Below are 26,299 nucleotides of genomic sequence, written 5' to 3'. Positions count from 1 at the left end.
TATAGACTGCGTTATAATTAACTGTTGCCAATTTTGGGGAATATACCTGCATAGTCTGTTTTATCGAGGCTATGTGATATAGAATATACTGAAAGAATTAAAGGGAGGATCTTATGATTCGCGAAAATCTTCGTAATGTAGCGATTATCGCCCACGTTGACCATGGTAAAACTACTTTGGTGGACGCGTTATTAAAACAAAGCCATGTGTTCCGTGAAAATGAAAAAGTAGCAGAACGCGTAATGGACTCCAACGACTTGGAACGTGAACGCGGTATTACTATTTTGTCTAAAAACACTGCTGTAATGCATGATGGTATTAAAATCAACATCGTTGATACTCCAGGCCATGCTGATTTCGGCGGCGAAGTAGAACGCGTACTTAACATGGTTGACGGCGTATTGCTTCTCGTAGATGCTTACGAAGGTCCAATGCCTCAAACTAAATACGTTTTGCGTAAAGCCTTAGAACAAAAATTGAAACCAATCGTAGTAATTAATAAAATCGACCGTCCTGATCAACGTGTTAAAGAGGTTGAGGACGAAGTTCTTGAATTGTTCATGGAGCTTGAAGCTGATGATGATCAACTCGATTTCCCTGTAGTATACGCATCTGCTCGTTCAGGTGTGTCCAAAACTAATTGGGATGATGAAGCTGTAAACATGGAGCCGTTATTCAAAACATTGATCGATGAAATTCCTGCACCACAAGGTGATATGGAAGGTCCTCTTCAATTTATGGTAACTACACTTGATTACGATAACTTCATCGGTAAAATCGCCGTAGGTCGTATCGTTCGCGGTAAAATGAAAACCAACCAACAAGTGGCTATCATGAATGGTGAAAGTACTCGTAAAGCGAAAATCGGTCGTGTGTACACATACAATGGCTTAAACCGTGTTGAAACTGATGAAGCTGAAATGGGTGATATCATTGCATTTGCTGGTATTGACGATATCAACATCGGCGAAACAGTAGCAGATGCTGAAAATCCTGAAGCATTACCATCCATCTCCATCGACGAACCAACATTGTCCATGGTATTCTCCGTAAATAACTCTCCATTCGCAGGCCGCGAAGGTGAATTTGTTACATCCCGTCACTTGCGTGATCGTTTGTTCCGCGAAGTAGAAACTAACGTATCCATGAAAGTAGAAGAAACTGATTCTGCAGATGCGTTCAAAGTATCTGGTCGTGGCGAATTGCATTTGGCAGTATTGATTGAAACTATGCGTCGTGAAGGCTACGAATTACAAGTAGGTAAACCTCGCGTAATCTTCAAAACTATTAACGACCAATTGTGTGAACCACTTGAAGCACTGACTATCGACGTGCCTCAAGAATTCATGGGAACCGTAATGGAAAACCTTGGTCAACGTAAAGCTGAGTTGACTAATATGGTTGAATTAGCTGGTTACCTTCGCATGGAATTCGTAGTTCCTGCTCGTGGTTTGATTGGTTTCCGTGCCCAATTCTTAACAGCTACAAAAGGTAATGGTATTATGAACCATGTATTCCATGGTTATGCACCATATAAAGGTGAAATTCCTTCCCGTACACGTGGTGCTTTGGTAGCATTCGAAAATGGCGAAACTACTCCATATGGTTTGAACTCTGTTCAAGACCGTGGTACATTGTTCGTTGGCCCTAACCAAGACGTGTATGCAGGCCAAGTTATCGGTGAAAATACACGTGAACTTGATATGGATGTTAACCCATGTAAGAAAAAACATGTTACCAACATGCGTTCCAGTTCCTCTGATGAAGCGGTACGCTTGACTCCACCTCGTATCTTCTCTTTGGAACAAGCTCTTGAGTGGATCAACGATGATGAACTTGTTGAAGTAACACCTGAAAGCATTCGTATGCGTAAAACAATTCTTGATCGTAACGCACGTGCGAAAGCAGCGAAGAATAAAAAATAATATCTCATGCGGATATAATGGCGCTCCTTAAGGAGCGCCTTTTTTATCTAATCTATAAGTATTTATCTAACATATTCTTACAAGTCATATATTCATGAAAATAGGTGATAATTTTATCATTTATGATTATTGGGTATAAAAATAAGTTAATATACTAAATACGCATAATAACTTGCTGATAGGGGTATTGGTATATACGAAATATTTGTAACGCTGTATAATAATAACAAGTTTATTGAAAAAGTTATTGATTATGGAGGTTCTTATGAATAAGAAAATCTTAGCTTCTTTATTTGCAGTAGGTTTAGCTGCAGGTTGTGTGTGCTCTTCCGTTGATGCGCATGGCGTATTCTTTGCTAACCGCTTAGATGAAAAAGCGCTAGTACTTGGCGAAGGCCCTGTTGATGATGCGTATAGCCCAGAAATGGTAAAAAGCATCATTGGCTTAGATAACAATGGCATGGTAATTCCTGTACAAGTTATTAAACATGAAAAAAATGTAGTAGTTGTACCAAATGATAAATTGGGTATTACAGTAACTGACTTTGACTATGGTTATTGGACAAAAGACAAAGATGGCAAAACTGTTCATAAACCAATCTCTGAAGTACCAGGTGCTCAAAAAAGTACACATGCCATTAAATATGACGTTCACTACTGGAATGCAGAAGCAAAACCTTTCAATAATAAAGATGCTTTCATTCAAATCATTCCATCTGTTAATCCATTAACTCTTAGAAAAGGTGATACATATGAAATCCAAGTCTTGAAAGACGGTAAACCATATGCAAATGCACCTCTTATTAAAGACGTAATTAATGATCTTACTAATGAAAGTCAAGCAGATGCTAATGGTAAAGCAACTGTTACTGTAAGTGCTAACGGCCTTAACGTAGTAGGCGTTGAAGTGGGCTTCCCAACTCAAACTAAAGGTGAGCAAAATAAATACTTCAGTGCATTGTCCTTCATCATCAATCCTGAATAATATAGGATATAACTATTTACTAAGTGTGTGAAATAAACAAGACCTCCTAAGTTGGACTTAGGGGGTCTTGTTATATTTTTAGGGTGTACGTATAAATGCGTTCTGTGAGAGCCTCGTATTAAGCGAGGTAAGAAAGAGAGATTTTTATGAAATTACAACGAAATGTATCGGCTGTGATGGCTGCGTTGGTATTAACTGGAATGACCTGCTCTGCATTTGCTACAGAAATTAATGCCACAAGTGATAAAGCGGAGGAATTGCTTGGCTTAACAATGGGGTCACCGGTACAAACACAACCGGAAGTTAAGCATATAGAGGATACCTTGACGGTTAATGTGCATGGTAAAAGCTTAACAGATACAGGTAAAACTAAAAATGTATCAGGTATTTATAATGGATTTGGATCACAATTGACGGTGGATAAAGATTTGATTGTACGTCTTAAGAATGATGCACCAGCCTCAAAAAGGGAACTCGGTCATTACTATATGAGCGCTGTGTATGCTGGTTACGGCGGTAAAGTGCCAAGACTCAGCAAGGACAATCCTAATAGAGATTATGGAGATACTAATATTCACGTCAAAGGCAATGTAGATATCGATGCTATTGGTGTCGGTTTACAAGCTAATCAACGTGGTCATATCATTGTTGATGGTGGTGGACGTATCATTACTCATCCTTTAGAAACTTCTGATACTTACTCTGTGGTGGCAGAAGAGGGTGATGTATACGTTAATACTGGCTCTGATGGTAAACATCCAGGGTCTAAAGAATTGGTCGCTGTTGGGAATGTAGGGTTAATTAATAAGGATTATGGACGTGATCCAAATCATAACGAAACGCCAACGAATATAGCATTAGCTTTTACAACACCTAATTCTAAACTTACGGGTGCTGTATTAAATGAATATGCTGAAAGCAATAAGAACCCTCATAATTCTGGTGCTGACATTTATTTACAAAATGGAGGAACTTGGAATAATGAATGGATTGGTATGGAGCGGCCTACCCCTAAAAGAGAACGTCCATCTGGGGATAATGCAGCATATTTATATAAGGGTAGTAAGGTTCGTAACCTTGTAGGTGGTGTTAATCCAACGGCAGCTGGTAATATTCATCCTATTGATGCACGTCCTATTACGATTCAGAACTATAGTGGCTATGTGAATGCTATTTATAAATCTGGCGTACCTGCTAGTGAAGCTGGAAAAGGGCAAATTGTAGTTGAACATGCAGCAGACAATAGCCATATTACCGTTCAAGGTGAACATTCTGGTAATACCATTGATGAGGTAAGTTATAAAAAGGAAATACAAGCCTTAGCCAATAAATTACAATATACGGGCAATGATAAGAAACTGAGCACAACAGTTCAAATTAATGAAGGTATTACTAGTCCTGGTGCTGTTGCAGAACTAGGTGCAGATCATTTTGACTCACAGGGGCGTCTTGTTGTAAATGATACAACAAAGATTAATCGTGCTAGTGAATCATCCTTAGTGAGTGGTTCAAAATCTGCTCTTACATCGACCGCTATGGCATGGAAGAGTAATACCAATGATTTACAACGCCGTTTAGGAGATCTTCGTCTAGCTAATACAAATCAAGGTGTATGGGCGAAATATATAGGCGGTAAATCTAAAATCACAGACGGTGCTGATGCACATATGACGTATAATGGCGTACAAGTTGGCTACGATCATAAAGTATCTAATGGTTGGATTTTTGGTGGTGCTATTGATTACAGTACTTCTAGTAATTCATACGTTAATGGTAGTGGGGACGGTAAACTTGGTGGTATTGCCTTATATGGTACAAAACATCATGACGATGGTCGTTATTTAGATATCATTGCACGTGGTAATAGATTATCCAATGATTATAAGCTCTACTCCGTAGGTGGACAACGTGTGAACGGTGATTACCATACATATGGCACATCCTTAAGCGCTGAATATGGTAAACGTATTAAGAAGGAAAATGGCTTCTACATCGATCCTAGTGTAGAATTTATTGTAGGTCGTTTGAATGGTGTATCCTATGATGCTTCTGTTGTCGGTGGTGGTTCTATGCATGTGAAAGCTGATGCTGTGAACTCTGCTGTAGGCAGACTTGGTATTGGCATTGGGAAAGAAACAGAAAAATCCAATATCTTCGCTAAATTAGCATTAGCGCATGAATTCTCTGGTAAGGTAAATACAACATATTCCGCACCAGGCAATCCAACAGTACAAACAACAGTAGATTTGAAGGATACATGGCTCGATGCTGAAATTGGTGGGTCTTGGAGTGTCCGTCCTAGTACATATCTATATGGTACATTCACTAAAAACTTTGGTGCTACTGTAGAAAATACATGGCGCATTGACGCTGGGATACGGCATAATTTTTAATTGAATACTTAATAACCTCTGTAGCAGATACTTGATCTGCACCCATTTTCTTGGACAGATATAATTAAGCTACTCTTGGGGAATGAGTTCGGTATTATACCGGACTCATTCCTTTTAATTAAGCTTAATGCGTTTTGTATTGTAATAAATAATATAATCCTTTAATTTACTGATAAAATCTTCATAGGAAGCAAACTTTTCTAAATATAACAACTCTGACTTCAACAAGCCAAAGAAGTTTTCCATCACGCTATTATCCAAACAATTTCCTTTACGGGACATGCTTTGGATGATAGCGTGATTTTTTAATGTTTCTTGATAAGTACTATGCTGGTACTGCCATCCTTGATCTGAATGTAGGATGCAGCCTTTGCTATTTGGTCTATTCTTAAAGGCTTTATCCAGCATAGATAAAACCTGTGTTAATACAGGTCGTTCTGATATTTCATAGGATACAATTTCACCATTATACATATCTAAGATTGGTGATAAATAAACTTTACGCCCAAACACGTGAAATTCTGTAATATCTGTGGTCCATTTTTGATCTGGCTTTGTTGCAGTAAAGTTCCTCTTAATAATATTGGGAGCGATTTTTCCTTCAGTACCTCTATATGAGCGGTATTTCTTTAGGCGAGCTTTACATGTTAAGTTTTCTTCCTTCATAATACGCATTACAACTTTATGGTTTATATGAATGCCTAATTTATGCAATGCTATTGTAATTCGGCGATACCCATAACGACCTTTATTCATCGCCACAAGTGTGCGAATAGCTTCTCGTTCCTCTGCATATTTGTCTCCATTTTTTAAGCTAGCTAAACGTGCATAATATGTACTACGACTAATGCCAAAGTACTCGAGCATAAACTGAAGGGGGTATATTTTTCTTAATCTTTCGATGGCAATTGTTTGTGCTTTTTTTTACAGCTCTATTGGGTTTAGCAATTTCACGCATTTCTTTCATAAAGTCATCGTAAAAAGACATTTCATATTTCAACCGAGCGATTTTAGCTTCTAGTTCTTTTATCCGTTCTTTGTCTGATTTAATACTTTGATTTTTTGTGGGAGATATTGGTTCTTTCGGTTTCATAGATGGTCTACCTTTAGGCTTGGGTTGCAACCCCAAAATCCCTTCGGCTAAATACCGCTTTTGCCATGCTGCAATTAGGCTAGGATTATCTAAATTAAATAATTCTGCTGTTTCTTCAAAGGATAACTTATCTTTCCACCTAGTTTCAAGAACTTTACGTTTAAAATCTGCTGAAAATATTCGTTTACTAATTTTATGGGTCAAATTATGGCTAAGTTTAAATTTGTATAGCCAGTTTTTTACAGTACTTTCTGGAATTTGAAACTCCTTAGCAATTCTAAAGGGGCTAAATTCTTTTTCAAAAAGGCAATGACTTTTTCTCTAATTTCTTTTGAGTATTTTGACATAAAAAACTGCACCTCCAAAAATTGTGTCCAATTTTCGAGGTGCAGTTCATATGCTATAGAGGTTTTTTGAATTTGCTTAAGTTTTAAACTGTGATAGAATTGATAAATCTATGGGTGGTATACAATTGTTTTGTAAAGACTTGAAATAGTATTATTAGTACTTATACAGTTGAATAGAATATGAGTGCATGAGATAATGAGATAAACATAGTCAAAAAGTTTTATTACTATGAGCTTATATTATATAGAATTTTATGCTAGAAGAATTATCATAAATATGTAGGTGATAATTCGTGATGTATAGAATAGCCATATAGTAATATGTATTGTATAAGGTTGAATTGGAGATGAATATTATATGGAGAGGTATAGAGAACCACAAATATTTATTGTTAATAATAAAGAAATTGCGGATAGATTGAGTGAGCATTATAATGTAGCGACTGGTAATTTGGGTGTGAATAAACTTGTAAAGTTTCGAAAACTTGAAAATAAAAGTTATGTAAATCTTGAGTATAATATTGTAGATAATTTACACGAATATAGTGTTGTTATTATTGATTTACAAACTGAAAGTACATACGAGTATTATAGTAGCAGTGATCAACTAGATAGTAATCTTTTTTTATATGAATTACAGTATCCTAAAAAGGAATTTTTTCCCGCTCCTTTAGTTTTAAATATAATAAAGGGGAAACTAAAAAAACAATCATTAAAAATAATTTTTGCTAGTAAAAATTATACAGAAAAATATAATCTAGTTAAAGTTTTAAATCAGCTTCATGTTAGTTCCCCTATTGAGAAAACACATAGTACATATGAAATTATTGAGGCTAATGGATGCTCAAAATCTGGAAAGAAAATTATCCCAGAGAATAATAAAATGGCAAATTTGATACTTAACTTTGCAAAAGCGTACAATGTAACTTTTCAAATTCCTAAAATATGGGATAGTGAGTCTCAAGAATATATTATAAAGCGAAACTTTATTCCATTGTTGAAAAATTCAGAGGGGGAAGTTATTTCATATATAGGTTATTCTGAAACGTTAGGCTATGAATTATTGCTTCCGGTGTGTGATAAAAAAGATGAGTTAATTGATCGTTTATTAACATCTTATTTACCAGAGATATTACCTAAAATTTTCCCAGAATCAAAAGAATTTGAATGGATAAAAGGTAAAGAGTTTTGTCATAGTGAAATTTTTGAAATCGAGGCAGAGAGAAAAGCACTTCAAGAAGAATATGAATCAAAAATTGATTTATTGAATCAAAAAATTGATGCAGTTAATCAAAAGTATAAATTTTTGCATGATTTGCTAACTGCAACCGGCGAGGAGTTGGTACAAGCTGTATGTAAATATTTTGAATGGCTTGGATTTAAAGATGTACAATCAATAGATGGAAGTGAGGATATTCTTAGAGAAGATATACAGATTTTAGAAGATGATAAAATATATATAGTTGAAGTAAAAGGCATTAGTGGGACGTCTACAGATTCTGAGTGTTCACAAGTCGCAAAGCATAGACGTAGAAGAGAAAAAGAAAATCCTGATAAAACAATAATTCCTATATATATTGTGAATCATCAAAGATATATAAATCCTTCATTAAGACAAAATCCCCCGTTCAGTAGTGATCAAGTTGATTATGCAAAGAATGATGAAAGAGGTCTTCTTACTACATGGCAGTTATATAAACAGTATAAATTGATTGAAAATAAAATATTTACAAAAGAAGAAACTAGAGAAGCTTTAAAGGACTGTGGGATTATATCCTTGATACCAAAGAATTTAAAATCCATTGGAACATATTCTGAATACTTTAAGAAGCCTAAAGCTGGAATATTGATACTTGAAAATATCAAAATTAGAATTGGAGATAAGGTTTATGCTAAAAAGGATGAACAATGGGTATATACTAAAATTAATAGCATTCAGGTAAATAATAAGAATGTTGATTATGCCGAATGTGGTGAGGTAGGGATTGTTACAGAGGCTGAATTAGGAAATGGATATGAACTTTTTATAAAATGATATAATGACTTGTATTCTTTTCCGTAAAGTTGACAGTTGGTTTTTATATGTTTATGAAATATTATTTTAGTGATTTTTCAAGGTAAATTAAAAGATTATGATATTTCGATAGAGTGATAGGAGGTGGAGATGTAGGAAAATTTTTAAGGTGTTTGTTATGGTTAAAGTTCTATTCATTTGCCATGGTAATATCTGTCGTTCAACAATGGTAGAGTTTTATATGAAGCATATCGTTGAACAGGCTGGACTAAGTGATTCTATATATATTGAATCAGCAGCTACATCTCGGGAGGAGATAGGGAATGATACCCATTATGGGACTAAAGAGAAATTAGATGAAATGGGTATTTCTTATACACGTCATAAGACTCGTCAAGTAACGGTTGATGACTATCATAACTTTGACTACCTTGTTATTATGGATGAAAATAATGGGCGGAACTTACGTCGTATCATTGGTGATGATGTAGATTCTAAGGTTTACAAGGCAATGTCGTTCGTTGGTGAAAGCCGTGATGTAAAGGATACTTGGTATACGGGGAATTTTGACGAAACCTATGACGATGTCAGTCGTAGCTGTGATGCTCTACTAGCAGTGCTTAAAGAGAAACTTTAAGCGAAATATATATACTGATGGGTCCTCAATGGTAGCTGAAATTTTAGTCTACATTGAGGGCTTTTCTATAAGCCTATCTGCCCCATATACTTTATACTATCGAACCATAGCGTAATATGGTATAATTTTTAGGTATTCATGCGCCTATAGCTCAGGGGATAGAGCGCCGGTCTCCGGAACCGGGTGCGCAGGTTCGAATCCTGCTAGGCGCACCAAATAAAAGGCTTCTCGAAATTTAGAGAAGCCTTATTTTGTAATTGATTTCTATTTTTAGATTGATAAAAATTTTTATCTAAACATTAATAAGTTACTTTATTGTTGATATGATGTGGTTATCTATAAAATGGTAACATTATATTTTGGATAGTAATTTATCTACTAAATTATTATTATTTTCAATGTGCTATTTGTTGGAACTACAAATAAATCAAGAATTTATAAAGTTTAAGTTATTTGGTTTATAAAGCTACAAAGTAGAGCTTTAATTTAGACAAATATAGATAATATGGTATGGAAATAGTTAGTATTAAACTGTTTTTGAAGTTAATAGAGGGAGATATAGGCTGAGTTGATTATACTGAATGGGGAGTTTGCGATTATAATTCGTATGAGTGCGAATATAATATTATGTGGTTAAAAGAAGGGAATTAGGGGGATATATGTTAACACTTAAAGCACAAAAAAAAGCTGCAAAAAAATTTGCAGAAAAATGGTTGGGGGTTGGTGATGAGAAGCAGGACACTCAACGTTTTTGGATTGAGTTACTACAAACTGTATATGGGGTAGAAAATGCATCTGATTTTATACGCTTTGAACAGAAAGTAAAATTAGAAAATATTAGTTATATAGATGCAATGATTCCGGCTACCCATACAATGATTGAACAGAAAAGTATAGGTAAATCTCTTACAGAAGTGATTAAACAATCTGATGGAACAAAATTGACCCCATTAGAACAAGCAAAGAGATATTCTGCAAATCTTCCTTATAGTGATAGACCACGTTGGATTATAGGCTGTAATTTTTCTGAGTTCCAGATTTTAGATATGGATAATCCTAATGCAACACCAGAGATCATTTATCTTAAAGATTTTGAAAAAGATTATTATAGGCTTAATTTTATGGTTAATGTGAAAGATAGCCATATAGAAAAAGAGTTAGAGATTTCTAAAACAGCTGGGGAATTAGTTGGTAGAATATATGATATTCTACTTAAACAATATAAGTTAAATAAAGATTTATCAGATACGCACATTTTACAAAATATTAATAGGTTATGTGTACGTATAGTTTTTTGTCTTTATGCTGAAGATGCAGGTTTATTTGGGAGTCGAGCCTTATTTCACGATTATTTGCGTGAGTTTAAACCTCAACATTTTAGAAAAGCGTTATTAGAACTTTTTCGAATTTTAGATACACCTATTGATGCTAGAGATCCTTTCGATGAAGAGGAGTTGTTAGCTTTTCCATATGTAAATGGAAATTTGTTTAGTGAGCTAATTGATATACCTCCATTTAATGAAGATGCTATAAATATGATGCTAAAAGAGGCTTGTTCGTTTAATTGGAGTGAAATATCTCCAACTATATTTGGTGGAATATTTGAAAGCACTTTAAATCCTAACACACGACGTTCAGGAGGGATGCATTATACTAGCCTGGAAAACATTCATAAAGTTATTGATCCTCTTTTTCTTGAGGAATATAAAGAGAAGTTTAGAACTGCAATGAATGAAAAAGTAATAAAGAAAAGATTAGAAAAGTTAAATCAGTTACAAGATGAGTTAGCTTCATTGACCTTTTTTGATCCAGCTGCAGGCTCTGGTAATTTTTTGACTGAAACATACTTATCTTTAAGAAGACTTGAAAATGATATATTGAGAGAAACGATTACTGATAAATCTGGCTCAGGCGTATTAGGATTTGAGGAGGCTGAGCTTAATCCTATAAAAGTAAGTATTCAGCAATTTTACGGTATTGAAATTAATGATTTTGCAGTTGCTGTCGCAAGAACTGCGATGTGGATTGCAGAAGCTCAAATGTTTGAAGAAACAGAAGGAATTATCAATCGTGAGATGGATTTTTTACCATTGCATAGTTTTACAAATATACATGAGAAAGATGCATTAGAGGTTGAGTGGTCGAATATAATTGAACCAGGTGAGCTTTCTTTTATGATGGGGAATCCCCCTTTTGCAGGGAAAAAAGAACAAACAGTAAAGCAAAAAGAACAATTAATTGCTTCATTTAAAGGAAGTAAAGGGGTTGGTAATCTTGATTATGTTACTGCGTGGTATGCAAAAGCAGCTGAATATATTCAGAATACAACAATAAAATGTGCTTTTGTATCAACTAATAGTATTGCACAAGGGGAACAAGCGCCAGTACTATGGGAACATCTTTCACCTATGATTCAACCAATTTTTGCTTATCATTCATTTAAATGGGATAGTGATGCTAGAAATAAAGCCGCAGTTCATTGTGTTATTATTGGATTTACGGCTAGTAATAATTTTGTACATTCTAAGTATATTTATAATGATAATTCTTTGAAAGCAGTGAAACACATTAGTGCGTACCTTACTGATATGCCTATGTTCTTTATTAAATCAAGAACTAAGCCGATTTCTAATGTATTAGAGATTTCTTATGGTAGTATGGGAATTGATAACAAACATTTTTCGTTGACTCATGAAGATGTTAAAGTATTACTCAAAGAAGATAAAAGTAATATTAAATTTATTAGGACCTATCTTGGAGGGGTAGAACTAATTAGAAATACAAAGAAATGGTGTTTGTGGCTAAAGGACTTTTCTCCTTCTGAATTAAGAAGGTCTAACTTTATTATGGATAGAATTCATAAAGTAAAAGAATTTAGATTGAGTAGTAGTAGGCCTCAAACTAAAAAGCTTGCTGATATACCATGGTTATTTGGAGAAATTCGGCAACCTAATTGTGAAATGTTAGTCATACCAAAGGTTTCATCTCAAACAAGACGATATATTCCAATTGATTTTGTAGATAAAAATACTATAGTAAGTGGTAGTGCTTTAATTATTCCTGAAGCTGGGCTTTATGAATTTGGGGTTTTAATGTCCAATATTCATAATGCTTGGATGAGAGCTGTAGCTGGTAGAATGAAAAGTGATTATCAATATTCTGGTAATATTGTTTATAATAATTTTCCTTGGCCAGTAATTTCAGATATCCAAAAAAAGAAAATTGAGAAAACTGCTCAAGAGATTATTAATGCTAGAAGTAAATATCCTAATGAATCTTTAGCAAATTTATATGATGACACAGTAATGCCTATAGAATTATTAACGGCTCATAGAAATAATAATCGAGCTGTAATGGAGGCGTATGGCTTTGATATTAAGATGTCTGAAAGTGATTGTGTATATGAATTAATTCAATTATATAAAAAGATAGATAATTAAAATTATTTATTATAATTATATGTATTTAATCGATTCATTATTTTAATCATATAGACATATGACTATTATTTATATAAAAAATCTTTAGTGAGTAAGATTATATTTAGTAATAGAATTTTTATAAGAAAGCTTTTTATATTTATAACAATGATATATTAAAACTTTTGAACCAGGTGCGCAGATTCGATTTCTACTAGGCAAACCAAATAAAAGGCTTCTCGAAAATTCGAGAAGCCTTATTCTGTAATTACGACAAATAAATATGAAGAGTAGGTTAGATTATTGTGAAGTCTTCTTATATACATGTAGTAGTTATTTATGAAAATATAATTTTAGAGAGTATTAAAATCAATTGAGCATTTAGATTATAATATTGAAAATAGTAAAGTTTTATGAGTTTGAAAAATGATTGTTCTGTTAAAGAACATAATTATCAGCTATTAAATTTCTTTGATTTTCCTCTCTAATTTTGCATTGATTAATTATACTAAAGACTTATGTGAGACTTTTATAGCTAATAATCAATTTATTTTAGATCATATGAATTAAAAACTAATATTATATAAGTAGAATTTACTTCCCATTTGATAAAGCTTTATAAAGAGGTGTTCAATTATGAAAGGGAATAGAATAATAGAAAGAGATTCTTTGCTTGTTTTAAAAAATCAATTAACTTTATGTAAGAATATAGATTATGATATTCCTGAACAAGATAAAGGACAATCATGGGATGGTAATATATTTTTATATGAGCAGGGATCAGACGATTTAACAAAATGTAAATTAATAGGCCCAATACCTATTCAAGTAAAGGGCACGACACTCCTAAAGGTTGGTAAAGAATCCTTTCGCATGGAACGTGATGATTTAGATAATTATAGAAGAAATGGCGGAGCAGTTCTTTTCGTAATAGATGATAATAGGAAAATTGTATTTTATAAATCGTTATTACCAGTATTTATTCAGAATTTATTTGATAAAGGTAAAAAAGATCAAAAGTCATATTCTATAAAACTAGATAGGTTCCATACAAGTAAAAAGTTTATTTATAGTTCTTTATTCTCGTTTTATCAAGAGAGTAAATGGCAAATTGGACTAAATGGGCGGGCAAAAAGCTTTATTGATATTCAAAATCTTGATGGTCAGTTTTTTTGTAAGATATCATTAAAAAAGTCATTAAATTCAATTATATTAAATGATGAACTTGTCCAACCATATTATAAAGATAAGTTTGGTATGATTACACCAGTATCAATGATAAAACCAGGTGAATTATCCATTCCCTTTGATTTTGAACTAAATTTTAGTGGTAAAAAAAAGAGTATAGTTACTCAAGGGAGAGTTAATTTTACCACTCAAGAGTCTGATCAATTTATAGAGTTAAACCAACAAATAAAAATTTTCCCTTATAGGTCAGCACAAAACTTTTCTTATGATTTGAACAATGGTACTATAACTCAATCTTTAATTACGTTAGAGATTTTAAAGAACTTTTATGAGGGACGTACTTGTTATTGGAATAAGAAAAATTGGGCAGCAGTAGAAAAAAATGCAGATGCATTGAATGAAATAAAAACTTTAATTAGTATGCTTAATAATATAAAAAAATTAGAGGGGATTTTAGATATTGATATAAGTAGTAGACCATTTACAGAAAATGAAATTCATAAATTATCTTATTTATATATTCAACTCTCTGATTGTAAAAAAACTACTGCAAAAGCTTCCTCTGTTTTGAGCCCACAATTACTTCACATAGGATCTTTACAATTAGGTTTACTAATTGAACAGGATGTGCCTGAACCGTGTTTTTTTGATTTATTTAATTTACGGTTAGAGTATGGTGAAGAGGGAAAACAACGGCTACCTGCATTTGTTCTTGCTACTTACAGTATTCTTATAAATGCGATGAATTTATCACTCCCAAAAATAGAGTGTGCACTTAAAAAGTTGTCAAGCCATATACTATTATCACATTGTAATGTATTGAGACGATTTATTTGTGAGTTAGTTCGTGCATATCTTAATAGTAATAATATTGAATTTTTAAATATAGCATACTATATCTCTGGAATATTATCCCAAAATAATTCTAGTGAAATAGATTTATTAAATTTATTAATGATAAAGTATTTACAGGAGAAAATGTCAAGTAACGATACTAAGCAACTTATAAAGTTATTAGATATTTCTACTGATATTAATATTAAATGGGGTGCATGTATTTTAATGAAATCATATGAAGAGGCAAATACTTATTTCAATCAAATACCAGAACAGAGACAAATGGAATTAAAAACATATCCTTTATATGAAATTTATGAAAAGTATAATAGAAGAACTGATTGAGTTTTATAAGTTTGTTGATTTAATTAATCAAATATATTTTTAGATATTAATAGCTTATGTTTTTTTATCTATATTCGAATAATCTATATGAATGGATAGTAATAAAATTCCGATACTAGCTCTACAGGTTCAAATTCTATTAGATTTACCTATAAAAAGGCTTCTCAAAAATTCGAGAAGCCTTTTTGTATGTTACTATCTATATATATTATACTGAATCCCTCTAGATCTAAATTCATTCATGAGTATATTTATTGATTTATCAATGATTTCTTCATTTGTTATATATACCATCTTTTTGTAATAGACAGTACCATCAAATTCTATCCAATGACTTGTCTTACCATTTAGTTTGTAAATCTTCATTCTTCCTGCCCAGCTTCCCATACTACGGAATTTTTTGCCCTTGGAAAAACGCACTTCTCGAATATCTTTTAATTTATAGGTTCTTTTTACTAATCCAATGCCTATAGACACTTGATCATCTTTAAAGGAAAGAAGTTTATAACGTTCTTCAGGAGGCATGGATTTAATTATAGATAGGTTATAAGTAGCAAAAGCTACAGCAATGCCGACTAATACAAACATTAGGATTATTATATAGATTCCCATATTTTTAACTCCTTCTTATTTCTATTATAATAAAAATAGGTATCGGATGAAATAATTTGTATAATCAACTTTGAAGCGCTATTTGTTTGTATTAATGGAAGAGAAATACATGGCGATATATGCATGAACTAGTTAGAGATAGATAACTACATGAGTTGAGTTGCTGATAAGCTATCGATATAGAGTTTTATATTTAATAATATCGAAATAACATAATAAATGTGATTTGGGTAACACATTTTGTTTTGAGAATGATGTACAATAAGGATAGCTATATGAAAATCTGAACATCCTAGCCGGAACACTAGGACATATAGGGGAGCGTTAAATTACGTAGTGAATTTAACTAAGTGAAAAATTACTTATATATGTATCTATAGCTCATCTATTTAGGGATGTGGCTATTTAGAGGGGATAATATGACAAATAAAATACAAAAGCTTACCGTCAACGAAGTTTGGCGTGATGAGCAAGACGCATGGAACCATCGTTCTGAGTACTTTGTAGAAATGCACAATCGCGAGGATCGCAAAGCACAGGTCACTGACTTTTTAGCCTTCTTAAAGGATGAGAATTTATTATCTGCAGCGAATGGTCGTACGCTTGATGTAGGCTGTGGTGTTTGTGATTATGCATTGGGTTTAGCTCGTGAAGGGTATAAAGCGACAGGCATAGATTTATCGGATGGTATGATTCGTGGTGCTAAACAATTGGCAGAGTCAGAAGGTTTAGACCTTAGCTTATATATCGGCCCTTGGTCTGATGAAACTCGTCGAGAACTAGGTTGGGATAAAAGCTTTGACTTGGCATACAGTATCTTCTGCCCAATTATGTTTGATGTAGAAAATATTCGCGCTATGCATGATGCAAGTCATGATAAATGCTTGTGGATTGCTTTTAGCGAACGGAGTGACGAAATGGTAGATATGCTATCTGAACATTTCTTTGGTCGTGATTCTTTTCCGTGGGATGGTAAGATGAAAAAGTGTTTAGATGCAATCCATGAGATGGGGCATAATGTGAAAGTAACTTACAAAACGGTTCCTGAAACAGAGGTTATGTCTCTTGAAAAGGCAGTTAATTATTTTACCATGCGACTTCATAATAATGGATGGGGAGACATGGAAGACATGAAAGAAGAGATTAGAAATCTCATTGAGCCACTAGCTATTGATGGAGAAATCCATAATAAGACCGTTGATAAGGTGGCATGGGTTTCTTGGTCTGTGAAATAGGAGAGAACCATGACAGTTGATGAAAAACGTAAGTTAGAACTAAAAACTATGTACCAAATTATTGGCATCTATTGTCATAATAAGCACCACACTCCTAAAGGGCAACTTTGTGAGGAGTGTCAGAAAGTTTGGCAATATGCAGAACATCGTATAGATGTATGTCCTCATATGGAAAGCAAAACTTTCTGTAGCGTATGTAAAACGCATTGCTATGCTCCTACGTATCGTGAGAAAATACGTGAAATCATGCGCTATGGTGGACCTAGAATGTTATTTGTATCACCCATTCAAGTTGTTCGTCATATGTATTTAGAGTGGAAGGATAGAAAAAGGAACCGTACATCTTATGAAAACTGATATGATTGTAAAGACAGGCGTATTTGTAGCCTTGACGGTCTTACTATCTTATATATTTGCTATTCATACTACATTTATACATATTACCTTTGGATTTTTATCAACCGCTATATTTGGCATTCTTTATGGGCCTATGGCAGCAGGTATAATGGCCGCTATTGCCTGTTTTATAGGTATGTCCCTATTTGGGCAAGGGGTATTCTTTCCCGGCTTTATCGTATCTGAATTTCTTGTAGGCTATGTGTATGGATATTTTTTACACGGTCGTAATGTTACATTTAAACAATTGCTTTTACCGGAGACAATTGTTACTGTATGCATACATCTGATATTGAATACAATGTGGCTTACAATATTTTATAACAAGGCAGTATCTGCTATATTTATTGGACGTCTTATTAAAAATATAATTTGTTTCCCTTTAGAAATTGCACTGATTTTAATTGTGTATAAGGCAGTCAGCAAGTTTATGGTACAAAAAAAGCTATAATCTTACAGTATACTAAAATGCACCCCTAACATTAGATTATATGTTAGGGGTGCATTTTTATTTGTAAATATAGCCTTTTACGCGAGTGCTTTGTCCAATACAGCTTTGATTAAAGATTTTGTTTGGTCATAGCTTTCACCAGGTTGTGCCTCGTATTGTTTGTCGAGGTCGAACCACAAGTTTGGATAGTATTCATATGGGTGAGTTTTGAAGAGCTCATGAGCATCTTGATCTTCAACCCAGTTGATGTGAATATCTGCGTATGCAGGATTTTCTGCAACGAGTTCATCGATAGCACGGAATGCATTGGCGCAATAAGGGCAACCGTTTAAATGGAAACCTAAGATTTCTTTCATGATATTCAGTCCTTTCAAAATAGAATCTACATATATTTCTATAATTTGAGATTTTATACATATTCATGTACCACAACATATGGTACACTACTGAGTATAACATATTTAGATAAGATATTCAATTTTTTAGAGATATCTGATGTGAATATTGAGAATTCGATATGCATGCATTATATAAATAAGGAGATACCTATGATTTCAGGCGCACAGTATTTGGTAAAAGCCCTTCAAGAGGAGCAGGTAGAGTTTTTATTTAACTATCCTGGGGCCGCAACCATCGATATCATGGATGAATTATATAAACAAGATCAAGTAAAGGTTATTTTGCCTCGTCATGAACAAGCCTTAGCTCATGCTGCAGATGGCTATGCTCGGAGTACTGGTAAAGTAGGGGTGTGTATGGTAACCTCCGGTCCAGGTGCTACAAATCTTGTGACTGGTATTGCCACAGCGTATGCAGATAGTGTGCCCCTCGTTTGTATTACTGGACAAGTTGATTTAGGCCTCATGGGCAATGATGCTTTTCAAGAGGTAGATACTGTTGGCATCGTCCGCAATATTTGTAAATATGCCGTTACTGTTCGCGACCGTAAAGAGCTTGGCCGTATTTTGAAAGAGGCCTTTTACATTGCTCGCACAGGTCGTCCAGGCCCTGTTGTAGTAGATATTCCTAAGAATATTCAGAAGGCTATGGGGTCAGATGAATATCCAACAGAGATTAATATTCGCGGTTACAAACCAAATACCACTGTTCACGTAGGTCAAGTTAAAAAGGCCTGTTCTATTATTAGTAAAGCTAAAAGGCCTCTATTCCTATTAGGCGGTGGGGTAAGCATTAGTGGTGCCAACGACCTTATGATGGAGTTGGTCGAAAAAACAGGGATTCCTGTTGTAACAACCTTGATGGGGAAAGGTGCTATTGACAGCCGTCATCCATTGTATCTTGGTAATGTAGGGATTCATGGTGGCTATGCCCCTAATGTGGCTATAACTGACTGTGACGTGATGATTTCTATTGGTACGCGCTTTAATGATCGTATTACCGGTAAACTAAGTACCTTTGCACAAAATTGTAAGATTATCCATATTGATGTAGATGCGGCATCTATTTCTAAAAATATTAAGGTTGATATTCCAATCGTAGCAGATGCTAAATTGGCTATTGAAAAAATCTTAGAATATATTGAACCTCACGACCTTGGCGAATGGCCAAAACAATTACAGCAACTTAAGGCAGAGCGTCCTGTCACTCAAGCTGACGAAGAGGGGTTAACACCTCAAACTGTTATCGAGTACATCAATCATCACTATGAACATCCTATCGTTACAACCGATGTGGGTCAAAATCAATTGTGGACTACCCAGTTCCTTGATGTGAAAGGTCAATATCAAATGTTGACATCCGGTGGTCTAGGTACGATGGGTTATGGGTTCCCTGCTGCATTAGGTGCTCAAATCGGCAACCCTGATAAACGTGTATTTGCCATCTGCGGCGATGGTGGTGTGCAAATGAATATTCAAGAATTTGCTACTGCTATGCATTATCGCTTGCCTATAACGCTTATTGTATTAAACAATGGATTCCTTGGTAATGTACGTCAATGGCAACAATTATTCTACGATAAACGTTACGCTTGTACGAACTTGATGATGGATGAAAGTGCTATTGTTACGCGAGACATAATCGACAATGATGAGTTTGAATATGTACCGGATTTTGTGAAATTGGCAGAAGCTTATGGTGCTAAGGCTATGCGCATTACTAAAGTAGAGGACATAGAAAAAGGGTTCCAATTGGCAGATACTTTCAAAAATGGTCCAACCCTACTCGAGTTCATCATTCCAACGGAACTCAATGTGTTGCCAATGGTACCAGCAGGTAAGTCTTTAAGTGATATGTTGTTGAAGGATAAAAAATAGGAGGGGTTATGGAAGTACATATGAAAAAACGCTGTATTTCAGCGTATGTAGAAAACCAAATCGGTGTACTAGCTAAGATTTCAGGCCTCTTCGCAGGCAAAAATTATAATCTTGATACATTGACGGTAGGGGAAACTGAAGACCCTACCATGTCTCGCATGACTATTGATCTTACTTGTGATGATTTGACGTATGAACAAATTATTAAGCAACTAAATCGCAGTGTGGAGGTTATTAAAGTTATCGACTTTACTGACATGCGAATTACGAAAAAAGAGTTACTATTTATCAAGGTCAATAGCTGTAAAGAAGCGGATAAACAAGAAATTTTCCGCATTGCCAAAACCTTTGATTTGTTAGTTGTGGATTATAATCGTAAATCTGTACTTGTTCAATGTGTAAAAACTGTATCTAAAAATAATGATATGATTGCCTTGTTTAAAGATATGTTCGTGAACCGCATTGAAGTCGTGCGCGGTGGTAGCGTTGCTATCGAAGCCTTATCCACACCTGATAGATAAGGTGTGTACTCTAAATGTACTTTATAGGCGTTTTAGGTCTATTCAAATATATAATACATGTATTTGAATAGACCTATTTTTTGTGGCTTAAAGCGTGTACAACTCGATATGATATAATATGTATATCGACCATTATTGATATAGAGAGCTTGGTTGTATGCCGAGACCTTTAACTATAGGAGGTATTATGAGTTTATTAGATGATATTTTAGCCCATAATAGAGAATACGTAGAAGATCAAAATACAGGTTATGTAGATACAGATACAAAGTGTAGTAAAATGCCTAGCCGTGAAATGGCTATTGTTACATGCATGGATACGCGCCTCGTAAATTTTTTAGAGGATTCAATGGATATTGGGCGAGGTGAGGCAAAGATTGTTAAAACGGCAGGCAATTGTATTACAGGCCCTTTTGATGGTATTGTACGGAGCTTGCTCGTATGTATTTATGAGTTAGGTGTTAACGAAATCTTTATCATTGGTCATCACGAATGTGGCATGGCTAAAACTACAGCAAAAGATTTAACAGAAAAAATGTTAGCTCGTGGCATTTCTCCAGAAGCGATTCACATGGTGCGAAAAGAAATGGAGCGTTGGGCTGATGGTTTTACCCATCCTGCAGAGAATGTAGAAGAAACAGTAGACGAATTGCGTATGAACCCTTTGATTCCTAAAGATGTGCCTATTCACGGTCTTATCTTCCATCCTAGAACGGGTGAAATCGAAGTCATCGTTAATGGCTATACACAAATGAAACAATATTACGAAAAGAATTAGAATTATATGAACAAAAAAAGATTAATTATATCCGTGCTAGCCATTATTTCCTTGGTCTGTGTTACTATAGGTGGATATGTCCATAAGGATGCTATACAGAGTTGTATAGCTAGAACAGCGGCTGTGGTGAGTGGCCAAGAGATAAAACCACTCCTCGATTCTGAAAGTCGTTATATTCGGCAAATTGTAGCTCAAGATAACAGCACGAGTCGTACTATTATGTGGCAATCAGATAGCAGCGAAGCTGATGCGGTAATAGAGTATCGTCTTGTTGGATCCGATACGACTCAAACGATAAGAGCTACAGACAAAGCTTTTACCGATGATGGCAGTACCACCTATATCCATGAGGGTACAGTAACTGGTTTGGCGCCTAATACTAAATACGAATATCGCGTTGGTTATGGCGATGATTGTCGCAGTGATTGGTATTCGTTGGAAACTGCTGGTTCCAGTGTGTATGATGTTCTTATCTATCCAGATTCTCAATCTGGCGATTATTCCGGATGGGAGCAGCTTGTTAAGGATTCCGCACATCGCAATTCAAGGACAGCCCTGTATATTAGCATGGGGGACCTTGTAGATAATGGGGAACAAGACTATCAATGGCGCACTTGGTTGAATTCCATCAGACCCTTGAGTGCTAATGTGCCGTTAGCAACGACCTTAGGCAACCATGAGATGTATACATTAGATTGGAAAATGCGCGAGCCTTATGCGTATTTGAATTACTTTGCATTACCACCTAATGGGAATGAAACATTTAATCGCCGTTATTATTCCTATGATTTTGGCGATGTGCATTACGTTGTATTAGATACGATGTTGTATGAAAGTAATCATGAGGATAATCATGATACTCATCATCCTGATTTGTACGATGTAGAGGTTCAGTGGCTACGTCAAGATTTAGCAGCTCATACTAAAAAGTGGACTGTAGTCCTCATGCATCGTGATCCATTCCAATATGCCTTTGATCGACCAGGCGCAAGTCGCGATGTAGGTTTCGATGATGAGGGCGTATTATTTATGCCTATTTTCGATGAGTTTAATGTAGACTTAGTTTTATCTGCTCATTTACATACATACCGCAACCGTGGCCATGTACGAAACTTTGATCGAGATCCATCTGGTCCACTATATATCCTTACAGGGATAGCTGGTGATGCACGACGTCCTAAGTGGAAGCAACATCCTCTAGATGTATATGTAGCACCTCAGCCTGAAACGAATAATTATATGTCTATGACAGTGACACCGAATAAGCTGATTGTAAAATCATTTTTACCTGATGGTACTCAGCTTGACGAATCAGTCATTGAAAAATAAGAAAAAGACACCTCCTTTGGGAGGTGTCTTTTTTTGTCTATTTTTCTCTAATCAAAGGTTGCAAGAATCTATGAGTAAAATTGATTTACAATATAACAAATAAAAATACAGTGGATTTGTATAAATACTTGCTAATTATGGTGTGTAGTATTATAATACGTGTATGGGTTATAAAAATACACAAAATATGTATAAAATATACATACAGTGTATAAAGGAGATAGAGTAATGAACACATTACAAGATTTAATTAAGAAATATGCCTCCCAATATAAAGAACAAGTTGTGGAATGGCGTCGACATATTCATAGCCATCCAGAGTTATCTGGTGAAGAAAAAGATACATCTTTATTTATTCAAAAGGTGCTTGGTGAACTAGGAATTCCCTTTGTAAATGATGTGTCTGATTATGCTGTTATCGGTAAGATAGAAGGTGCTCATACAGGCCCTATTATTGCATTGCGTGCCGATATGGATGCATTACCCATACATGAAATAACAGGAGTGCCCTTTGCTTCACAAAATGAAGGCGTTATGCATGCCTGTGGTCATGATAGCCACATAGCAATTTTGCTTGGTGCAGCGGCGATTCTACAATCCATTAAAGATCAATTACATGGGACCGTGAAACTTGTATTCCAACCTTCCGAAGAAGAAGCTTTATTCCCAGGGGCCCAAGGCATTGTCGATAGTGGTATCCTCGATGATGTAGACGAGATATATGGACTTCATGTATGGCCACAATTACCCGTTGGTACTGTAGGTCTAAAAAAAGGTAATTTGATGGCTGCATCTGACCACTTCCTTGTACATATTAAGGGCAAATCAACCCATGGTGCGGAGCCTCACAATGGGGTTGATGCTATTGTGGCCGCAGCGAACTGGATTGTAAATGTGGAGTCCATGGTAGCTCGTGAAACGAATCCAATGGAAAATCTCGTGTGTACTATCGGTGTTATCAATGGTGGTGACCGATATAACGTAGGCTGCGGTGATGTATACCTAGAGGGTACTTGCCGTACCTATGAACCAGAGAAACGAGATTACATTGAACGACGATTAGGTGAAAGCTTACAGGCCCTCGATGTGATGTTTAAAACGGAAAGTACTTTGGATTATAAACGTGGTCATGGTGCAACTATCAATAATCCAGAGGCCGTCGATTATGCCACATCTATTGTAGAGAAATATCTTGGTAAAGACGCAGTGGTACATCCTGAATTCCCATCTATGGCGGCAGAGGACTTCTCTGCCTATCTTCATAAAATCAAAGGCGCGTTCCTTTGGTTAGGCACTGGCTTTGAAGGCAATCCGGCTTTGCATAATGCAGCTTTCACCATCGATGAAAGCATCCTCGAACCTGGTATAACAATGATGGCAGCTATTGCCGCCGAATATTTACAAGAAAAGTAGTTAAACACATAGTTTGAAATAAGAGGTTATCATGAAAAGTTTACAACATACATCATTTAAAACAATGCTTCAATATACACCAGAAGAAATTAAATACTTTTTAGATTTAGCAGCTAAATTAAAAGCCGATAAAAAAGCAGGTAAAGAGATTAAAACCTTAGTAGGTAAAAACTTTGCATTAATTTTTGAAAAGGATTCCACACGGACACGTTGTGCCTTTGAAGTCGGGGCTGCTGATCAAGGGGCTTTTACAACATATCTTGGCCCTACAGGTTCCCAAATGAATAAAAAAGAATCCTTAAAAGATACAGCTCGTGTTCTAGGATCTATGTATGATGCTATCGAGTTTAGAGGTTTTGATCAAGCCGATGTAGATACATTAGCTGATTATTCTGGCGTACCTGTTTGGAATGGGCTTACCGATATGGATCATCCTACACAAACATTAGCAAATTTCTTAACCATACAAGAAAATATCGATAAAGCGTTGAATAAAATTTCCTTTGCTTATGTTGGACACGGTCAATCAAATATGTGCAATGCCTTGATGAGTGGTGCCGTTAAAATGGGGATGGATTTCAGACTCATTGGCCCTAAACAATACTGGCCGGCTGGTCCATTTTACGAAGAGTGCTTAAAAGTGGCTAAAGAAACGGGTGCTACTATCACTTGTACAGACGATGTAGCTGAAGGTGTTAAAGGTTTAGATGTCATTTACACTGGTGTGTGGGTAACGATGGGCGATACTTACGATATGTGGGAGGAACGTATCAATACTTTTAAACCATTCCAAGTAAATGCAAAAATGATGGCATTAACTGGTAATCCCAATACTAAGTTCTGCCACTGTTTACCTGCGTTCCACAACACAGAAACACAAGTGGGTAAAGATATTTATGAACGGTTTGGCCTGAATGGCATTGAGGTGACCGAAGAGATATTTGAAGGTCCAAACTCTTTAGCGTTCCAAGAAGCAGAAAATCGTCTCCACACGATTAAGGCAGTTATGGTTGCCACCTTTGGAGATTACCCATTGAAATAAATTCATCTTCCTAAATGGTGATGAATCGTATAGTTTGTTTCCTATTTATATTGGATAAAGGGCTATATAAATAGGTGTGAGTCACCAATAGGTGAGAATTGAGGTTTATTATGACACCCCATAGAGTATTTATTGTTGGTCATGAAGGCACAACTGGTCTTAGAATTCATGAACGATTATCCGATCGAAAAGATATAGAACTCTTAGCGACTGCTGATGAGGATCGCAAAAATGTAGAGGCCATTAAAGTGGTTGCAAAAAAAGCGGATCTTGTATTTCTATGTTTACCTGATGTGGCATCTAAGGAAATTATGGCCGCTATTGGTGATTTTCCATGTAAGGTTATTGATACTTCTACAGCGTTTAGAACTACAGCTGGTTGGGCATATGGGTTCCCAGAACTTGGTGAAAGCTACAAAACAGATATTGCAACTAAAAAACATATTGCAAATCCTGGCTGTCATGCGAGCGGTATGATTGCTTGTATAGCGCCTCTTGTAAAAGCAGGGCTCGTGCCAGCGGATTATCCTTTCACCATTACATCCTTAACAGGCTATAGCGGTGGTGGTAAGAAGATGATTGGTCAATATGAAAGCAGTCCTAAGGACTATTTCCTTTATGCGCCTCGTCAATATGGGCTTGGTCAAGAACATAAACATTTACCCGAAGTACAACATGTATGCGGCCTTAGTGAAGCTCCAATTTTTATGCCAATTGTTGATGATTACTACTCTGGAATGGAGGTTACCGTAGGTATTCATAGTCGTTTATGTCATAAACCTGTTTGTATTGATAAGGTACAACAAACGTTAGAATACTTTTACAAAGATAGTACAATCGTTACGGTTGCACCATTTACTGAAAATAGTAATAGCGGTATGTTAAACGCTAATCAATTGAGCAATACGGACAGTATGAAAATCTATGTCACTGGTAACGATGAACGCATCATGGTTCACGCCATTTTCGATAATTTAGGTAAAGGTGCATCGGGTGCCGCCGTTCAATGTATGAATATTGCATTGGGTTTACCAGAGGATACTGGTTTAGTTTTAGGTTAGAG

21 protein-coding genes and 1 tRNA gene are annotated in these 26,299 nt (G+C 35.3%); 18 read left to right on the top strand and 4 right to left on the bottom strand.

Annotation, left to right across the window (positions count from 1 at the left end):
* Positions 1–113: 113 nt before the first annotated feature.
* The 3 genes from typA to E7K77_RS03675 all read left to right on the top strand — a co-directional run bounded on the left by typA (position 114) and on the right by E7K77_RS03675 (position 5,303).
* The gene (gene typA, locus E7K77_RS03685; protein ID WP_004696644.1) at positions 114–1,925 is read left to right on the top strand and encodes a translational GTPase TypA; all 1,812 of its coding nucleotides are present in this window, start codon (positions 114–116) and stop codon (positions 1,923–1,925) included.
* Positions 1,926–2,190: 265 nt separating this feature from the next.
* Positions 2,191–2,910, top strand: a complete 720-nt coding sequence (locus E7K77_RS03680; RefSeq protein WP_004696641.1) for a DUF4198 domain-containing protein — start codon at positions 2,191–2,193, stop codon at positions 2,908–2,910.
* 146 nt (positions 2,911–3,056) lie between these two features.
* Positions 3,057–5,303 (top strand): autotransporter family protein, encoded by a 2,247-nt coding sequence (locus E7K77_RS03675; RefSeq protein WP_325306463.1) that lies wholly within the window; start codon positions 3,057–3,059, stop codon positions 5,301–5,303.
* 114 nt (positions 5,304–5,417) lie between these two features.
* Here E7K77_RS03675 and E7K77_RS03670 read toward each other — a convergent pair whose 3' ends face one another.
* On the bottom strand, positions 5,418–6,170 hold the full coding sequence (locus E7K77_RS03670) for an IS3 family transposase (RefSeq protein WP_278457691.1): 753 nt from the start codon (positions 6,168–6,170) through the stop codon (positions 5,418–5,420).
* Complete coding sequence (locus E7K77_RS03665; protein ID WP_278457693.1) at positions 6,148–6,600, bottom strand: helix-turn-helix domain-containing protein; 453 nt, start codon at positions 6,598–6,600, stop codon at positions 6,148–6,150. The genes E7K77_RS03670 and E7K77_RS03665 overlap by 23 nt, the downstream gene beginning before the upstream one ends.
* Before the next feature lie 501 nt (positions 6,601–7,101).
* On the opposite strand from E7K77_RS03665, the gene E7K77_RS03660 reads away from it, so the two are divergent.
* From E7K77_RS03660 to E7K77_RS03640, 5 genes are all read left to right on the top strand, one after another.
* Positions 7,102–8,778 carry a hypothetical protein gene (locus E7K77_RS03660; RefSeq protein WP_278457695.1) on the top strand — a complete coding sequence of 559 codons (1,677 nt, stop codon included), beginning with the start codon at positions 7,102–7,104 and terminating at the stop codon, positions 8,776–8,778.
* A 157-nt stretch (positions 8,779–8,935) separates the two neighbouring features.
* The gene (locus tag E7K77_RS03655) at positions 8,936–9,394 is read left to right on the top strand and encodes a low molecular weight protein-tyrosine-phosphatase (protein WP_278457696.1); all 459 of its coding nucleotides are present in this window, start codon (positions 8,936–8,938) and stop codon (positions 9,392–9,394) included.
* Positions 9,395–9,534: 140 nt separating this feature from the next.
* A tRNA-Arg gene (locus E7K77_RS03650) sits at positions 9,535–9,609 on the top strand.
* Positions 9,610–10,053: 444 nt separating this feature from the next.
* Positions 10,054–12,834, top strand: a complete 2,781-nt coding sequence (locus E7K77_RS03645; RefSeq protein WP_278457697.1) for a DNA methyltransferase — start codon at positions 10,054–10,056, stop codon at positions 12,832–12,834.
* A gap of 615 nt (positions 12,835–13,449) precedes the next feature.
* Positions 13,450–15,183, top strand: a complete 1,734-nt coding sequence (locus tag E7K77_RS03640) for a hypothetical protein (RefSeq protein ID WP_278457698.1) — start codon at positions 13,450–13,452, stop codon at positions 15,181–15,183.
* A 195-nt stretch (positions 15,184–15,378) separates the two neighbouring features.
* Here the strand turns inward: E7K77_RS03640 and E7K77_RS03635 are convergent, their stop codons facing one another.
* Positions 15,379–15,795: a hypothetical protein gene (locus E7K77_RS03635; RefSeq protein ID WP_278457700.1), complete on the bottom strand. Its 417-nt coding sequence runs from the start codon at positions 15,793–15,795 to the stop codon at positions 15,379–15,381.
* Between the two features lie 419 nt (positions 15,796–16,214).
* Here E7K77_RS03635 and E7K77_RS03630 point away from each other — a divergent pair, with 419 nt between their 5' ends.
* Genes E7K77_RS03630 through E7K77_RS03620 form a run of 3 tightly spaced genes read left to right on the top strand, consistent with a single transcriptional unit; the run spans position 16,215 to position 17,877 of the window.
* A complete protein-coding gene (locus E7K77_RS03630) occupies positions 16,215–17,030 on the top strand; it encodes a class I SAM-dependent methyltransferase (RefSeq protein WP_278457701.1) in 816 nt (271 codons plus the stop codon).
* Between the two features lie 9 nt (positions 17,031–17,039).
* On the top strand, positions 17,040–17,387 hold the full coding sequence (locus tag E7K77_RS03625) for a nitrous oxide-stimulated promoter family protein (RefSeq protein WP_008601536.1): 348 nt from the start codon (positions 17,040–17,042) through the stop codon (positions 17,385–17,387).
* Positions 17,377–17,877, top strand: a complete 501-nt coding sequence (locus tag E7K77_RS03620) for a folate family ECF transporter S component (protein WP_155086015.1) — start codon at positions 17,377–17,379, stop codon at positions 17,875–17,877. The genes E7K77_RS03625 and E7K77_RS03620 overlap by 11 nt, the downstream gene beginning before the upstream one ends.
* A gap of 77 nt (positions 17,878–17,954) precedes the next feature.
* On the opposite strand, the gene E7K77_RS03615 is transcribed toward E7K77_RS03620, so the two are convergent.
* On the bottom strand, positions 17,955–18,233 hold the full coding sequence (locus tag E7K77_RS03615) for a hypothetical protein (RefSeq protein WP_008601532.1): 279 nt from the start codon (positions 18,231–18,233) through the stop codon (positions 17,955–17,957).
* Between the two features lie 192 nt (positions 18,234–18,425).
* On the opposite strand from E7K77_RS03615, the gene ilvB reads away from it, so the two are divergent.
* From ilvB to argC, 7 genes are all read left to right on the top strand, one after another.
* The gene (gene ilvB / locus E7K77_RS03610; protein ID WP_316692022.1) at positions 18,426–20,153 is read left to right on the top strand and encodes a biosynthetic-type acetolactate synthase large subunit; all 1,728 of its coding nucleotides are present in this window, start codon (positions 18,426–18,428) and stop codon (positions 20,151–20,153) included.
* An 8-nt stretch (positions 20,154–20,161) separates the two neighbouring features.
* Positions 20,162–20,674: an acetolactate synthase small subunit gene (ilvN, locus tag E7K77_RS03605; protein WP_325306456.1), complete on the top strand. Its 513-nt coding sequence runs from the start codon at positions 20,162–20,164 to the stop codon at positions 20,672–20,674.
* Positions 20,675–20,861: 187 nt separating this feature from the next.
* Positions 20,862–21,452, top strand: a complete 591-nt coding sequence (locus tag E7K77_RS03600; protein WP_278457705.1) for a beta-class carbonic anhydrase — start codon at positions 20,862–20,864, stop codon at positions 21,450–21,452.
* A gap of 6 nt (positions 21,453–21,458) precedes the next feature.
* Positions 21,459–22,781, top strand: coding sequence for a purple acid phosphatase family protein (locus E7K77_RS03595; RefSeq protein ID WP_325306454.1), 1,323 nt, complete (start codon positions 21,459–21,461; stop codon positions 22,779–22,781).
* Between the two features lie 228 nt (positions 22,782–23,009).
* Positions 23,010–24,194 carry a M20 metallopeptidase family protein gene (locus tag E7K77_RS03590; RefSeq protein WP_325306453.1) on the top strand — a complete coding sequence of 395 codons (1,185 nt, stop codon included), beginning with the start codon at positions 23,010–23,012 and terminating at the stop codon, positions 24,192–24,194.
* A gap of 31 nt (positions 24,195–24,225) precedes the next feature.
* Positions 24,226–25,236: an ornithine carbamoyltransferase gene (gene argF / locus E7K77_RS03585; RefSeq protein WP_369124198.1), complete on the top strand. Its 1,011-nt coding sequence runs from the start codon at positions 24,226–24,228 to the stop codon at positions 25,234–25,236.
* Between the two features lie 110 nt (positions 25,237–25,346).
* The gene (gene argC / locus E7K77_RS03580) at positions 25,347–26,297 is read left to right on the top strand and encodes an N-acetyl-gamma-glutamyl-phosphate reductase (protein ID WP_004698661.1); all 951 of its coding nucleotides are present in this window, start codon (positions 25,347–25,349) and stop codon (positions 26,295–26,297) included.
* Positions 26,298–26,299: the final 2 nt, after the last annotated feature.

The sequence above is a fragment of the Veillonella parvula genome (assembly GCF_032577575.1).
In the GTDB taxonomy this organism is placed as follows: Bacteria; Bacillota; Negativicutes; order Veillonellales; family Veillonellaceae; genus Veillonella.
This window is presented reverse-complemented; position numbering and strand designations above follow the sequence as displayed.